Genomic DNA, 14,305 nt, shown 5'->3' on the forward strand with positions numbered 1-14,305 from the left:
GACTTACCTCCAAATATGGGATAACCCCAAGGTAAGTGTGGCTCAAATGGTCAGAATAGGATCTCCGCGTAGCGGCTTAGTTCAACAATTTAATAATACGCTCATCGCTGCCGACTCCACGCTCATTTATCCACATTATATGTTTTAACAAATAACCTAAGGCATTACTATCATTAAGTTTTCTAAAATTTTTAGGTAGAGTTAAATGAACCAATATGCGCGCAGCGCTCATTTTAATGAATATATGCGCAAAGAGCAGTTTAACGAATCAATTAACGACGATATTAAGCAAATCTCAATGTCCGGTTATCGCTCTTATCCGCCTTCAACTTAAATCAAATCACCTCAACATCTTTTAATATATTTCATGTGCATTTTATAACCAAGAAGTGCTAGGTTAGTGGTAAATTAATTGAAGGAAATAATTATGAAATTAGAGTCATTAGCACTACACCACGGTTACGAATCTGAGCCTACGACCAAATCGGCAGCCGTGCCTATCTATCACACTTCTTCTTATACATTTGATAACACGCAGCATGGCGCTGATTTATTCGATTTAAAAGTACCTGGAAATATTTACACCCGCATAATGAACCCAACCAATGCAGTACTTGAACAACGTATTGCCGCGATGGAAGGGGGCATTGGTGGGCTGGCTGTTGCCTCTGGGATGGCTGCTATTACGTATGCTATTCAATGTTTGTGTGAAGTCGGTACTAATATTGTAAGCACCAGCCAAGTATATGGTGGTACGTATAACTTATTTGCTCATACACTACCTAGGCAAGGTATTGAAGCGCGCATGATTAAAGCCGATGACTTTACCGCGTTCGAGAATGCAATTGACGACAACACCCGTGCTGTTTTTTGTGAATCTATTGGTAATCCTGCAGGTAATATTGTTGATATTGAACGTTTAGCACGTATTGCACATAGCAAAGGTGTGCCGCTTATTGTTGATAATACCGTGGCTACGCCGTATCTATGCCGCCCATTTGAGCTAGGCGCCGATATAGTGGTTCACTCACTTACAAAGTATATAAACGGGCACGGTACTGCCATTGGCGGCATGATTGTCGACTCAGGAAAATTTGATTGGAAAGCGAATGCTACACGTTTTGCAATGATGAACGAGCCCGATCCGTCGTATCACAATGTGGTGTATACCGAAGCCTTTGCTGAAGCTGCATTTATTGGACGTTGTAGAGTAGTGCCACTTAGAAATACTGGCGCAGCGCTTGCGCCTAAAAACGCATCTGACATTTTAATTGGCCTTGAAACGTTAGGCTTAAGGATGGATCGCCACTGCGAAAATGCACAGCAGCTAGCTGAGTATTTAGAAAATCATCCAAAAGTGCTTTGGGTTAATTACGCAGGGCTTAAATCAAGCCCGTATAACGAAATGAGCCAAAAAATTACCAGTGGTAAAGCATCGGGTATTTTAAGCTTTGGTATTGCTGGTGGCCTAGAAGCGGGTACTCGTTTTATTGATGCGCTAAACATGATTTTACGCTTAGTTAATATTGGCGATGCCAAGTCGCTTGCGTGCCATCCTGCGTCAACTACACACCGCCAACTAAATGATGAAGAGCTTGCTAATGCGGGTGTAAGTCGCGATTTAATCCGTTTATCGGTTGGTATTGAAAACATTGCAGACATAATTGCCGATGTAAGCCAAGCGCTCGATAAAGCATAGTTACCTCACTACCTTTCATAAAAACTTTAAGGCATAAAAAGCGTTAGTTGAAAATAAACTATCGTTTTTTATGTTTTTCTAAAACCAATTAACAAGTATACCCCCTTATTTTATGTACCTTTTTTATAAAACCTCCCTAAGAATTTTATATTTCTATCGTTTGTTTTTCATTCAAATGTCAATTTTGTATTGACACTAAGATTACTTACTACTACATTTGTAACAGTACCACTACAAGTGTAGTAATAGGAGCGACAATGAAACTTAGTGATTTTGAAATGGATATTATGCAGCTGCTCTGGCAGGAAGAACCCTGTACTGCGAGTCAACTACATAAAGTGCTTTTAGCTGATAAGCAAAAAGATAAAAAAGTAGCCTATACAACAGTTAAAACTATTGTAGATAGGTTAGAACACAAAGGGGCGATTGAGCGCTGTGGACATGAAGGGCGAGCTATTGTTTTTAGAACTATCGTGACTCAAGACACATTATCGGGGCAAGCTATGCCTAGTTTTATGCAACGATTTTTTAAAGGTAATTCTCGTAGTTTAATCGCCCACTTTATCAAAGAAGAAAAGCTAAATGATGAAGATATAGAATATTTACAAACGCTTTTAAAAAATAAGAAGTTAGATTAAAGGAGAGGGTAATGACGGATTATTTACTAACTTGCACACTTATTAGCTTATGTATTTTGCTTACAGTAAAAGGGCTAAAAAATGCCCCAGCACGATTAAACTTTTACATTTTAATGATTGCCTTGGCATGTTGGTTTGTCCCTTGGCAATATTTTTCCCAGTTACCCTTATTTGAAGGGGCAAATCGTTACACATTCAACGTGGCGCAATTGGTTCCCGATGTTAAAGCATTAATACCAAATGCTGAACAAGTAGCAACTAAGGACGAATTACAAACCGATATGAGTATATGGGACTTATTGCCATCACTTAATAATGTTTTTATAGTTTTAGTTTTAGCTGGTTTTGGATTGTTTTTATTACGCATGGGCTTATATGTAAAGCTTATAAAAAATTTATACATTAACTCAAAGCCAAGTCCTGAACTTAAACACATTAACAATCAGTATCCAATTAGACTAACAACCCATACAGAACCTGCTTTTGCTACCGGGTTAATAAAGCCTGTTATTTGGTTAGAGTCGACGATGGTAAATCGTGAAGAATTAGATTCAGTCATTCAACACGAGGCAACTCATTTACAACAAGGTGATATTTATTGGACGTGGCTTATTTGTTTTATAGAAAGCGTTTTTTGGTGGAATCCTATTTGCTTAAAGTTAACAGGTTTAGCAAAAGAGCAACTCGAACTTAGCTGTGATGAGTTGTGTATGCAAAAGCTAAAAGGTAAATACCAATTGGATTTAGCTAGTTTATTGCTACAAGAGCAGAGTGCTAAAAGCTCGCCTAACTTTTTTACCCCCCCACTTTTGAATATTGCTCATTCTAAGAGTTTTAATATTCAGAGGATCAAAATGTTAAACAAGGAAAAAACAATGAAAAGTAAATATTTGGTTATGGTTGCGGCGGCAATGTCTTTTAGTGCTTTAGCTGCAGCGCAAATTGTAGATGGTAGTTCAGATAACAAGCAGCAAAGTAATAATACGTCTCAGGCTCCTATTAAAAGTGAAGAATATAATCAACAACTTGCACAGCTTCTTAAAAGTGCAGCAGGGGCAAAAAGTGATAACCCTGAACTGTTAAACCAAGCTGCGCAAGGCATACAACAATGGCACTTAAATAGAGATAAACTTGCTGGTTTTGAAGAAGCTGAAATTAAACTACAAAGCTTTAGGCTGCTAGATCACGTTTACTCTAAACTTGAGCAATATGAAGATATACTGAGTGCTTACGAAAAATGGTATGAGCCTGGTAGTAACCCGCCTTACTTTTTAAAAAATTCACTAGCAACCGCGTATATACAACTAGGGCGTTATGAGCTTGCAGTTGCAGAGCTTGAAGATTTATCAAAACAGCTTGAAGGGAAACTACATGTTGGCTCTGCTGATAACTTAGCACTGGCATATATTTACCTTGATGATTACGATAAAGCGTTAAAAACCCTAGAGCAGGTTGATGCAAAAGACGATGTATACGGAAATATTCTTAAATATTATGTCTATGATAAACAAAATAACCGTAAAAAGATGGATGAAATCAAAAGTAAAATCCCAGAAGCATTTGCAGTTACCCCCGCGTTATTACCACAAAGCGGCCTACCTGGTTCGCAATTGTTGAGATTACTATAAGTTTTTAATTACGATGAGGCTCGGAGTATCTGAGCCTCTGTTTAATGTTATTGGTACAAATACAGATTTATTCATTAAAATAGGTCTAGGTTATTTAAATCTCTTGGGTAATCGCTTAGTGATAACCTAAATAAAATTGGCTAAAAGTAGTGATTTTTCACAATAGTTGGTATGTTACAAGTAACATTTTATTTAATTGTGTGTGATGAAAAAAAACAAACGTTCTTCTCTTCAAGATATTGCCGATGCGGTTGGTGTAACCAAAATGACGGTGAGTCGTTATTTACGTAATCCCGAAAAAGTATCAGAGTCTACTCGCACTAAAATTAGTGCAGCTATTGATACGCTGGGTTACATTGCAAATAAAGCCCCTGATTTACTCTCTAATGCTAAAAGCTACTCTATTGGTGTACTCGTTCCATCGTTAACGAATCACGTATTTGCTCAAGTTATAAGAGGTATTGAAGATGTGACAGGGCCTGCAGGATATCAAACAATGTTGGCCCATTATGGTTACAACCCTGAAATTGAAGAAAAACGGGTTGAGTATTTATTGTCGTACCACGTTGATGGTTTAATTTTATCAGAAACCACACACACAGACAGAACGCTAAAAATGATTGAAATGTCAGGCGTACCTGTGATTGAAATAATGGATACTCATCACTCTCCTATGCAGCAAGCGGTTGGTTTTGATAACGTTAAAGCCGCTTTTGATATGACGACAGCACTTTTAAATAAAGGCTATTGCAATATTGTTTATATAGGTGCAAGGCTCGATGCACGAACACGCCTAAAATTTCAAGGTTATTCAGATGCTATGTTAGCTAAAGGCTTTACGCCTAAAAGTGTGATGACTGATCAAGCTTCATCTTATAGTTTAGGCGCTGAACTTTTACAAAAAGCGCGTACTGACTACCCAAATACTGACTGTTTGTTTTGTACTAATGATGATTTAGCAATTGGGGCTATTTTTGAGTGCCAGCGAAACAACATTTTAGTGCCTAGCCAAATGGGGGTTGTGGGTTTTCATGGTCATGATATTGGCCAAGCAATGGTGCCTCAATTAGCAAGTGTGATCACCCCTCGTTATCAGATAGGTAATGTTGCGGGAAGAGAGTTGTTGAGCCGGATTAATTCCGATTTGGATACTAGCATGAATTATAAGCAAGTAATTGATACTGGTTATATAGTTCATCTAGGTAAAAGTGTTTAAATACTCAAATTACATGAGCTTAATTACCTGAGCCTAAATAACAAAAGGCTCAGGTAATTTTTATGTGTGTGATGATAACTCTACATACTGTAATTTTACAAAAACAGAGAAATAATCATAGCGACAAGTGCGCCAACAGTACCAATAATGGTTTCCATTACCGTCCATGTTTTAAGAGTTTGCATTTCGCTCAAACCGAGATAGCGACTCGCTAACCAAAATCCTGAGTCGTTTACATGGGAGAGCACAATAGAGCCCCCACCAATAGCGATGGTAACAGCGGCAAGCTGCGCTCCATCAAGGCCTAAAGGCTGAAGCATTGGAATAATTAAGCCACACGCTGTAAGCATAGCTACTGTCGCTGAGCCTTGAATGACCCGCACAGCGGCTGATAATACAAAAGCAAGTATTACAATCGGTAAGCCTGAGCCAGCTAAGTAATTACCCAGTGCCGTACCTACTCTTGAATCAACTAATACTTGTTTAAATACCCCACCGGCACCAGTGACAAGAATAATAATTCCTGCAGGTTGTAAGGCACTACCACAAATTTCCATGATTCTAGCATTAGGGACACCGCGCCTTGCGCCGAGCAAATAAAATGCCATTAGGCAGGCAACTAAAATTGCTGTAAATGGATGACCTATAAAAGCTAACCAATTATATAAATCAGAGTCTTTTTCAACAAAGCGGCTACCAATAGTATTTAAACTAATCATAATTAACGGCAGAGCAATTAAACCTAATGCTAATCCAAAACTAGGCGTGCCTTTACCCACTCTTTGGTTATCGTCGATTTGTTCGTGCTGTGGGAGTTCTACATGAATAGATTTAGAAATAATAGAGCCCCAAATTGGACCTCCTATAATCATTGCCGGTATGGCAGCAATAAGGCCAAATAAAATCATATAACCATAGTCAGCGCCTAATTGAGAGGCAACCAAAATCGGCCCTGGCGCAGGAATAAGAAACGCCTGACAAGACGCTATCCCAGCAAGTAGCCCAATACCAATTTTAACAACGCTGCCACCGCCTTTTCTTACCACTGCAAAAACAATACCGATTAAAAGTACGACGGCTACATCAAAAAACAGGGGGAGGGCACAAATAAAGCCCGTAAAGGTAAGCGCCCAATTAGCGTTTTTTTCTCCAAAACGGTGTAAAAGTGTGTGGGCAATACGATCCAGCGCACCGGTTTCTTCCATTACTTTGCCAAACATCGCGCCTAAAGCGACCACCACCGCTACAAAGCCTAGCGTTCCGGCCATTCCTTTTTGAATTGTAGCGGCAATTATTTCAGGGCTCATTCCTGAGAATAATCCTGCAATCATAGAAACAAGGATTAAAGAGACGACAGCATGTAGTCGTACTTTCATTACTAAGAAAAGCAATAAAAATATGGAGCCTGCCGCGGTTAGTATTAATGATAAATCTGACATTTTTCCCTACTTATATTCAGTGTGAATTATGATGTTTAGTGTGTGTTTAACTTCACTTTCGCATTTGTTACGGGTAACATGTTACCCGTAACTCAATATAATATATACATTGAAAATAATTAATTATTAAATTAAGGCGAGGGTAAATACATGAGTAACACAAATGTAGGTCGTGTTTATATTGTAATGGGGGTTTCAAGCACAGGAAAGTCAAGTGTGGGTGATGCATTAGCAAAGCGCATTGGCGCTAAATTTATCGACGGAGATGACTTACATCCCAAGGCTAATATATTAAAAATGTCATCTGGGCAGCCTTTAAACGATGCTGATCGTGTGCCTTGGCTAGAAAGAATACGTGATGCTGCATTTAGCATTGAAAAGAAAAATGAAATTGCGGTAATAGTCTGCTCTGCATTAAAAAAGAAATACCGAGAACAAATATGTGACGGAAATATAGGCATTACCTTTTTACATCTTTATGGTGATTTTGAGCTGGTTAAAAGCCGTATGCAGGACAGAAAAGGGCATTTTATGCCTGTTGATTTACTCAAAAGCCAATTTGATGCGCTAGAAGTTCCAAAAGAAGATGAGCTCAATGTTATAAATATAGATATTAATAACTCATTCGAGCTAGTAGTCGAAAGCTGTATTAGCGCAACTAAAATGAATAGCTACAACAAGTAAAAAGTTTTTAGTTAATCAGTTAACTGTTACTTTTAACCTTTAGGGGCTTTATTTGTTATGAGTTAGCATCTGCTCGTGGTGTTTCTAAAATCGCTTTTTTTTCATCTTCAGATAATATTATCCAATCAAAAATTTCTTCGTTGGTACGCCCACACCCGGTGCAGTAACCGCTGCGCCTTTCGCATATTCCTAGGCAATCGGTTTTAAATTTAGATGGTTTTTTGTTTTGATTTAATTGGCGCATTATTAAAGTCCTAACGGTGGAGCAATTTCAAAGCGAGTAGAAAACCCATTACCTTCTTGATTGGTAGAGAGTGTAATTACAGGGGTTTTAGTATCAAGTACAAAGGTGCTGTAAATTGAACTTGCTGTTTCTTTTTGGCTTTCAAACCAACCTGTTTTGGTTAAGCATTGGCGTAATTGCTTAGCCAGTTTTTGATGAGACTTTACGGTTTGCGTTTGTGTATTAATAGGTGTTTGGCATTGGTAGCTTGTTTGCTCTGACTTATTAAAAGTAACTGTACAGGTTGCTTCAATAATATGAGTATTAGTACGCCATTGATTAGTAAACTGGTTATTTACTTTATCTGTTTTGATTGAATTAAAACCAGACTCATAACCATTTATTAGGTTATTTATGGTGCTGCATTCATCGAGTGTTACTGTGGTTTTTACAGACTGATTCGTTGTAGTAGTGGTTGCTGTAGTTGTAGTCTGATTAGTTTTGCTGGTACAGCCCGCTAAAATAAACGCGATAACTAAAATAAATGCGACAATAGAAGGAGTAATATAGTTTTTCATAGTTCACAGTAACCGATTAATTTAGCCACGCACTATATCACACGTGATTTACTGTAAAAATAAAAAGGCCCATAAGATATGAGCCTTTTTCAATTTGCTTTAGCAGGTGCTATTTATGGCGACCTTGCAAGCATTTAACTACATCTTCAAGGGCTAAGCCTTGGCGTTGTAGCAATACTGTAAGGTGATAAATTAAATCAGCAGACTCGTTTGTTAGCTCATCGTTATCGTGTTTCATAGCGGCAAGGGCAACTTCTACGCCTTCTTCACCTACTTTTTGACAACTACGGCTTAAGTCTTTTGCAAATAATGACGCTGTGTAGCTTTTTTCAGGGTCGTCGTTTTTACGCGCTACAATCACATCTTCTAACTGTGCTAAAAAGCTTAAACTTGGTTTTGCTTCATCACCAAAACAGCTTTGTGTGCCTAAGTGGCACGTTGGACCTTCTGGATTGGCAAGTACTAAAATTGAATCGTAGTCACAATCGGTATGCACAGATACTACGTTTAAGTAGTTTTCTGATGACTCACCTTTAGTCCATAAACGCGATTTTGAACGCGAGTAAAACGTCACTTTATTACTCTCAAGCGTAACGTTTAGTGCTTCGCTGTTCATAAAGCCTTGCATTAAAATAACACCCGAGCGGGCATCTTGAATAATAGCAGGGATCATTTCACTTTTAGCGAAATCGACTTGAGCTTGGTTTTGTTGTGTTACTTGCATAATCTTGCTGCCACTTGGTTATCTGTTAAAAATTGTTTTAGTTCGCCAATGTTAATCACATTTTTATGAAAAACGCTGGCGGCTAATGCACCATCTACTTTGCTTTGTTTAAATACATCAACAAAATCTTGCATGCTACCCGCACCGCCAGAGGCGATTAAAGGAATATCACACAGCTCGCGAATTTTACTCAGCTGCTCATTGTCGTAACCATTACGAACGCCATCTTGGTTCATACAGTTTAAAACAATTTCGCCAGCGCCTAAGTCTTGCACGCGCTGAACCCACTCTTGGGTTTTATAACGAGTACGGCTTGAGGCATTAGGATCGCCTGTAAGCTGATACACTAAGTATTCACCGGTTGTTTCATCGTAAAAGCTATCAATACCGACAACCACACACTGCTTGCCAAACTCATCGTGTAACTCTTTTATAAGCTCAGGACGGGCAATGGCTGGGCTGTTAATACTGATTTTGTCAGCGCCGCGCTCAAGCACGCGCGCTGCATCGGCTACCGATTTAATGCCACCCGCTACACAAAATGGAATATCGATATGGCGGGCAATATTTTCTACCCAATTCACATCGAGTAATCGTTTTTCAACGCTTGCACTGATCTCGTAAAATACCAGTTCGTCGGCACCGGCTTCACTGTACGCTTTAGCAAGTGTTAAAACATCGCCGACTATTTCATGGCCCTTAAATTTAACGCCTTTAACGACTTGGCCGTCTTTTACGTCTAAACAAGGAATTATGCGTTTTGATAACATGCGCTTACCTCGTTTTTAAAATTCTGGATTGTAATATGGTTATTATTACGTTTGTTATTGGTATAACTCATTAGAAGACACATAGACTGCACTTGATATGTTATATTTTTAATAAAAATGAATAGTTAATTTAATGAATGAATCTAAATGCATTACTATGCAATGAATTCTTGGCTCCACTATATAATAAAACTTGCGGTATGTTAATGGCAAAAGTTAGAACTAAAAGTGATAATTCATTCCGGAAAAACGCGCAATCTTGAAACCGTAGACTAAATTCATAAAATACTAAAAATTAGCGTGTTTCTTTAGAAAATCGATAGCAGTTTCGACCGGAATTTTTAGCCTCGTAAAGTGCTTGAAAAGTCTGTAATGTTGGCTGGAATTTTTTATAAATTGCATAGTCGCGATTTAATAATTGGCCATGACTTTTTACTAAGCATGGCCAATTTTTTTCGTTAGTATTAATTAGTTGTTTGTTCGCCTTGTTTAACGTTCATAAATATCGCGTAGAGCACGGGGATCACAATTAAAGTCAGTAGGGTGGCAAACAGTAGACCAAACACCAGTACCACTGACATCGATTGGAAAAACGCATCAAAGTATAGTGGTATTACCCCTAGTACGGTGGTGAGTGTGCCCATCATTACTGGCCTTACACGACTATTTGCCGAATCGATAATGGCCTCATAGCGTGGTTTTCCTTGGCGTATTTCCATATCCATTTGATCCACTAATACAATGGCATTTTTAATCAATAAACCAGAGAGTGATAACAAGCCTAGCAGTCCCATAAATTCTAATGGGATTTGTGTGGTTACCAGCCCAAAAACAACGCCAATTAACGCTAAGGGCACGACTAGCCAAATTATAATAGGTTGTTTTAATGCGTTAAACAGCACGATCACTATTAACACCATGGCTAAAAAACCAAGCGGAATGGTTGAGGCGAGCATTTCATTAGACTCTTTGGATTGACCATATTCGCCATCCCATTCTAGGCGGTAGCCTTGTGGTAGCTCAATGGCGTCTATTTTAGGTTTTACTCTATTAAACAACTCAGAAGCAAGCTCGCCTGGCAGCGGATCGGCCTGAGCTTTTATGGTCCATTCGCGGTCTTCGCGTTTTAATATGCCGTCGCGCCATACGGTTTTAAAGCCATTGGTGACTTGAGCAAGGGGCAGTGTTTCACCGGTTATATTGCTTTGCACTTGAATGTTACCAATATCGTTTATGTCTACGCGTTCTTTTTGTGGCGCTCTGACAATAATAGGAATGAGCTCTTCGCCTTCACGATATTGGCCAACGATTTGCCCTGAAAAGTTTTGTTGCAGTGCTTCGGCAACGGCTTTGCGCGTTACACCCGCGCGCTGTGCATTAATGGCAGAGTACTGTGGCTCAATAACACTAATGCGTTGTCGCCAGGTGTCTTTAATTGACAGCGCACCGCCATCTTCAATTAATACGGCTTTTGCTTTAGCTGCCAGCTCTCTTAGTACACTCGGATCGGGGCCTTTAAATGTGGCTTCTATTTTAGAGCCACCACCGGGGCCCATTACAAAGCGCCATACTTTGCCTTGCGCATCCACAAAGTTGTTATCGATGAAGTTTTGTACCCTAGGTAAGAGTTGATCTAGTTTTTTATAATCATCGACTTTAGCTAAAATTTGCCCGTAAGAGCTGTTGGGTGATTCGCTGCCATAAATAAGCATGTAACGTAATCCGCCGCCACCAATAAGAGTTTGTATGCCTTCAACGCCGTTTTGTTGTTTTACAAACGCTTCAAGTTTGAGCATGTCTTTTTTGGTTTTTTCAATATCGGTGCCTTGCGGTAACCAAAAATCAACCACCATTTGCGGCGTGGTAGAAGCTGGGAAAAATCCTGATTTTACAAATTGAAAACCCCACATAGACACACTAAACATGGCAACCACGACAGTAACCGTTAACCAGCGATGATGAAGCGCCGACACCACAACCGATTGATACAACGCCATAAGTTTATTAGGTTTTACTGATGCTGAGGTATCGGTATCTTGTTCTTTAAATAAGCAATAACAAAACAGGGGCGTTAGGGTAATGGCAAATAACCAGCTGTATAACAAAGAGATTAAAATAACCCAAAATAAATGACCGGTAAATTCAGCTGTATCGCCCGGTGCGAGGCCAATAGGTGCAAAGGCAACAATGCCGACTAATGTGCCGCCAAGTAGTGGCCATTTAGTTTGTTTTACAACTTCACTGGCAATGTCTAACTTTTTACGCCCTTGTTGTGTGCCTACCAAAATTCCTTCTGTCACCACAATCGCATTATCGACCATCATACCGAGGGCAATAATAAGCGCACCTAAGGAAATACGGTGCATGGGTATACCGCTAAAGTCCATGGTAGCAAGGGTCGCAAAAATAGTTAGCAGTAACACGGCACCAATAATAACCCCAGAGCGTAACCCCATAAATAGCAGCAGCGTGACCATGACAATCACCAGCGCCACTAATACATTAACCACAAAGTTATCGACAGAGTCTTGTACCACTTTTCCTTGGTGATAAAACTCATGCACGCTGATGCCAAGCGGTCTTAGGTTTTCAGTTTGCTTTACTTTGTCATCAACGCGGTCAAATACTTTTACCACATTAGCGCCTAATACACTGGCAACTCCCAGTGATATGGCAGGCTTGGAGTTGTAGCGCACTAACTTGGTTGCTGGGCTTTGAAAACCGCGGTATACATTGGCAATATCTTTTAGGTAAATGGTTTTACCTTTAGCACTGGCACTTACCAGTAGGTTTTTAATGGTATCAACGGAGTTTATTTCCCCGGTGGGATCAATAAAAATACGTTGATCGCCAATTTGGGTATTACCTGCACTCAATACGGCGTTTTGTTCATCCAAAATACCGTAAATGTTATTAATAGACACGCCTAAAGAAGCTAACTCTTCTCGGGCTATTTCTACAAATATCCCCTCTTGTTGTACGCCCGTCATGGCAACTTTTGCTACACCGTCTACTTGTAAAATGTCACTTTGTAGCGTTTTAGCATAGGCATGCAGTTCATCGGGGGAGTAACCTTCGGCAGTAATTAAATAACTCAAGCCATATACATCGCCATAATCATCAAACACTTTGGGGGTCCCTGTACCAGGAGGAAGTGTTGGGCGAGTATCGTTAATTTTGTTTCTGAGTTTAGTCCAAATAACTTGTAGCTCAGATTTGGTTGGCGAAAATTCTGATTTAATTTCTACTTTAATTTCAGATAAGCCCGTTGATGAGGTCGACGATATAGTATCGACTTCTTGTAACTCTTGAATGGCACGCTCAAGCGGCTCGGTCACTTCTTTAGCAACCTCAAGCGGGCTCGCGCCTGAATAAGAAACAAATACTTGTGCGGTGCGAATTATAAATTCGGGGTCTTCAAACCGAGCCATGTTTTTGTATGACGAAAAACCAAAGCCAAGCGTTAAAATGATGAGTATAGTGCTAATTAATTTATTATTTATTGTCCACTTTGCTAAATCCATTACTGCGCTCCTATGCTTTAGTCCAAGGACGTACTTTCATACCCTCAGTCACATAGTTTGCACCTGCACCTACAATCACATCACCTGCTTTTAACCCCGCAGTAATAATCAGTTGTTCGCCAATACCTTGTTCAATAGTGACGAGTGTTTTTGATACTTGCATTGTTTGTTGGTCAACAGTCCATACAAAATGCTGGCCGTTTTCTTCAAAAATGGCAAAGGTAGGTACCGCCAGTCGTGTAGCAGTTGAACTCGTTTGACGCTCTATTTTTAGGCTGGCATTCATGCCAGGTAATATATTAAGGTTATTGGGCACAGCAAACGAAAAGCGTACTTCATAGGTTTGACTGGCAGAATCGGCTTCTAAATTGGCACGTCTAAATGTGGCAGCAATAGGGGGAGCCGATACATCTTGTAAAATAACAGTCGCTGAATTGTTTTGTTTAGAATCAACCGTAGCCACAACTGAAGCGGGAATATTTACAACCGCTTCCATTTCACCTTTACCAAAAAGGGTAACTACATGTTGCCCAGCACTGATGTTTTCAAGCTGCTTTACCGGAACTTCTGCAACAATGGCATCATAAGGAGCAACAATAGTGCTATCCGTTAAGGCTTTTTGCGCTGAGTCATACTGTGATTCGGCTACTTCTTTTTTAGATTTTAGTTGCTCTATATCTCGCTGTGAAATAACCCCATCTTTTGCAAGCTGTAAACCACGTTGATAGTCATTGTCGGCCGTTTCAAACTGTACCTTGCTTGATTTAACTTCATTAACAAAATTACGTTGCTCCAATGCGGCTATTACGTCTCCTTTTTTTACGTTTTGCGCGGCAATAACGTTGAGCTTTTCTAGTTTACCACTGACCTGAAAGGCCAGTTTTGAGCTGTTTATTGTATCTATAGTGGCAGGGTAGGTGAGTGTTTTTGATTGAGACCCATCATCAATGGTTATTAACTTAACAGGACGAGGCTTTTTTTGTTTTTGAGTGCTGACTTCGCTATCTGAACAACCGGCTAACAAAAACAGTAGCGCAATACTAATAAAATTAAATTTAGTAAAACATCGTTTATTGATCATCTTGCTTACCTTAAATAAAAAGTGCGGTGTTAATCGTTGGCATTTTTGTGTGGTTTAAAATTATAAAATGCGTAAATGTGTTTATTTTCGAATTTACCTGT

General features: G+C 39.5%; 13 protein-coding genes. 6 read left to right on the forward strand and 7 right to left on the reverse strand.

Annotation, left to right across the window (positions count from 1 at the left end; translation table 11 throughout):
• Nucleotides 1-205: 205 nt before the first annotated feature.
• From CXF76_RS20855 to gntR, 5 genes are all read left to right on the forward strand, one after another.
• Entirely contained in the window at nucleotides 206-334 is a 129-nt protein-coding gene (locus tag CXF76_RS20855) for a hypothetical protein (protein ID WP_269801298.1), read from the forward strand.
• 93 nt (nucleotides 335-427) lie between these two features.
• Nucleotides 428-1,699, forward strand: coding sequence for an O-acetylhomoserine aminocarboxypropyltransferase/cysteine synthase family protein (locus CXF76_RS01335; protein WP_101162859.1), 1,272 nt, complete (start codon nucleotides 428-430; stop codon nucleotides 1,697-1,699).
• A gap of 257 nt (nucleotides 1,700-1,956) precedes the next feature.
• Nucleotides 1,957-2,337 carry a BlaI/MecI/CopY family transcriptional regulator gene (locus CXF76_RS01340; protein WP_004586391.1) on the forward strand — a complete coding sequence of 127 codons (381 nt, stop codon included), beginning with the start codon at nucleotides 1,957-1,959 and terminating at the stop codon, nucleotides 2,335-2,337.
• Nucleotides 2,338-2,348: 11 nt separating this feature from the next.
• Nucleotides 2,349-3,965 (forward strand): M56 family metallopeptidase, encoded by a 1,617-nt coding sequence (locus CXF76_RS01345; protein WP_101162860.1) that lies wholly within the window; start codon nucleotides 2,349-2,351, stop codon nucleotides 3,963-3,965.
• A gap of 205 nt (nucleotides 3,966-4,170) precedes the next feature.
• Nucleotides 4,171-5,181 (forward strand): gluconate operon transcriptional repressor GntR, encoded by a 1,011-nt coding sequence (gene gntR / locus CXF76_RS01350; RefSeq protein WP_101162861.1) that lies wholly within the window; start codon nucleotides 4,171-4,173, stop codon nucleotides 5,179-5,181.
• A 95-nt stretch (nucleotides 5,182-5,276) separates the two neighbouring features.
• Here the strand turns inward: gntR and gntU are convergent, their stop codons facing one another.
• Nucleotides 5,277-6,620, reverse strand: a complete 1,344-nt coding sequence (gntU, locus tag CXF76_RS01355; RefSeq protein ID WP_101162862.1) for a gluconate transporter — start codon at nucleotides 6,618-6,620, stop codon at nucleotides 5,277-5,279.
• Between the two features lie 150 nt (nucleotides 6,621-6,770).
• Between gntU and CXF76_RS01360 the strand changes: the two genes are divergently transcribed.
• Nucleotides 6,771-7,304 carry a gluconokinase gene (locus CXF76_RS01360; protein WP_101162863.1) on the forward strand — a complete coding sequence of 178 codons (534 nt, stop codon included), beginning with the start codon at nucleotides 6,771-6,773 and terminating at the stop codon, nucleotides 7,302-7,304.
• 55 nt (nucleotides 7,305-7,359) lie between these two features.
• Here CXF76_RS01360 and CXF76_RS01365 read toward each other — a convergent pair whose 3' ends face one another.
• The 6 genes from CXF76_RS01365 to CXF76_RS01390 all read right to left on the reverse strand — a co-directional run bounded on the left by CXF76_RS01365 (nucleotide 7,360) and on the right by CXF76_RS01390 (nucleotide 14,204).
• Complete coding sequence (locus tag CXF76_RS01365; protein ID WP_002960277.1) at nucleotides 7,360-7,548, reverse strand: DUF1289 domain-containing protein; 189 nt, start codon at nucleotides 7,546-7,548, stop codon at nucleotides 7,360-7,362.
• A gap of 2 nt (nucleotides 7,549-7,550) precedes the next feature.
• Complete coding sequence (locus CXF76_RS01370; protein WP_101162864.1) at nucleotides 7,551-8,105, reverse strand: hypothetical protein; 555 nt, start codon at nucleotides 8,103-8,105, stop codon at nucleotides 7,551-7,553.
• Nucleotides 8,106-8,214: 109 nt separating this feature from the next.
• The gene (hisIE, locus tag CXF76_RS01375; RefSeq protein WP_007580656.1) at nucleotides 8,215-8,829 is read right to left on the reverse strand and encodes a bifunctional phosphoribosyl-AMP cyclohydrolase/phosphoribosyl-ATP diphosphatase HisIE; all 615 of its coding nucleotides are present in this window, start codon (nucleotides 8,827-8,829) and stop codon (nucleotides 8,215-8,217) included.
• Nucleotides 8,820-9,599: an imidazole glycerol phosphate synthase subunit HisF gene (gene hisF / locus CXF76_RS01380; protein WP_101162865.1), complete on the reverse strand. Its 780-nt coding sequence runs from the start codon at nucleotides 9,597-9,599 to the stop codon at nucleotides 8,820-8,822. The genes hisIE and hisF overlap by 10 nt, the downstream gene beginning before the upstream one ends.
• A gap of 464 nt (nucleotides 9,600-10,063) precedes the next feature.
• Nucleotides 10,064-13,123 (reverse strand): efflux RND transporter permease subunit, encoded by a 3,060-nt coding sequence (locus CXF76_RS01385; protein WP_101162866.1) that lies wholly within the window; start codon nucleotides 13,121-13,123, stop codon nucleotides 10,064-10,066.
• Between the two features lie 10 nt (nucleotides 13,124-13,133).
• Nucleotides 13,134-14,204 (reverse strand): efflux RND transporter periplasmic adaptor subunit, encoded by a 1,071-nt coding sequence (locus CXF76_RS01390; RefSeq protein WP_101162867.1) that lies wholly within the window; start codon nucleotides 14,202-14,204, stop codon nucleotides 13,134-13,136.
• Nucleotides 14,205-14,305 lie beyond the last annotated feature (101 nt).

The organism is Pseudoalteromonas sp. 78C3, assembly GCF_002836695.1.
Classification (GTDB): domain Bacteria; phylum Pseudomonadota; class Gammaproteobacteria; order Enterobacterales; family Alteromonadaceae; genus Pseudoalteromonas; species Pseudoalteromonas arctica.

Excerpts from the sequence above, each read along its gene's own strand:
- CXF76_RS01360 (WP_101162863.1), top strand. The coding sequence starts at position 6,771 with ATGAGTAACACAAATGTAGGTCGTGTTTATATTGTAATGGGGGTTTCA.
- gntU (WP_101162862.1), bottom strand. The coding sequence starts at position 6,620 with ATGTCAGATTTATCATTAATACTAACCGCGGCAGGCTCCATATTTTTA.
- CXF76_RS20855 (WP_269801298.1), top strand. The coding sequence starts at position 206 with ATGAACCAATATGCGCGCAGCGCTCATTTTAATGAATATATGCGCAAA.
- CXF76_RS01345 (WP_101162860.1), top strand. The coding sequence starts at position 2,349 with ATGACGGATTATTTACTAACTTGCACACTTATTAGCTTATGTATTTTG.
- hisF (WP_101162865.1), bottom strand. The coding sequence starts at position 9,599 with ATGTTATCAAAACGCATAATTCCTTGTTTAGACGTAAAAGACGGCCAA.
- gntR (WP_101162861.1), top strand. The coding sequence starts at position 4,171 with ATGAAAAAAAACAAACGTTCTTCTCTTCAAGATATTGCCGATGCGGTT.
- CXF76_RS01335 (WP_101162859.1), top strand. The coding sequence starts at position 428 with ATGAAATTAGAGTCATTAGCACTACACCACGGTTACGAATCTGAGCCT.
- CXF76_RS01340 (WP_004586391.1), top strand. The coding sequence starts at position 1,957 with ATGAAACTTAGTGATTTTGAAATGGATATTATGCAGCTGCTCTGGCAG.
- CXF76_RS01390 (WP_101162867.1), bottom strand. The coding sequence starts at position 14,204 with ATGATCAATAAACGATGTTTTACTAAATTTAATTTTATTAGTATTGCG.
- CXF76_RS01365 (WP_002960277.1), bottom strand. The coding sequence starts at position 7,548 with ATGCGCCAATTAAATCAAAACAAAAAACCATCTAAATTTAAAACCGAT.
- CXF76_RS01385 (WP_101162866.1), bottom strand. The coding sequence starts at position 13,123 with ATGGATTTAGCAAAGTGGACAATAAATAATAAATTAATTAGCACTATA.
- hisIE (WP_007580656.1), bottom strand. The coding sequence starts at position 8,829 with ATGCAAGTAACACAACAAAACCAAGCTCAAGTCGATTTCGCTAAAAGT.
- CXF76_RS01370 (WP_101162864.1), bottom strand. The coding sequence starts at position 8,105 with ATGAAAAACTATATTACTCCTTCTATTGTCGCATTTATTTTAGTTATC.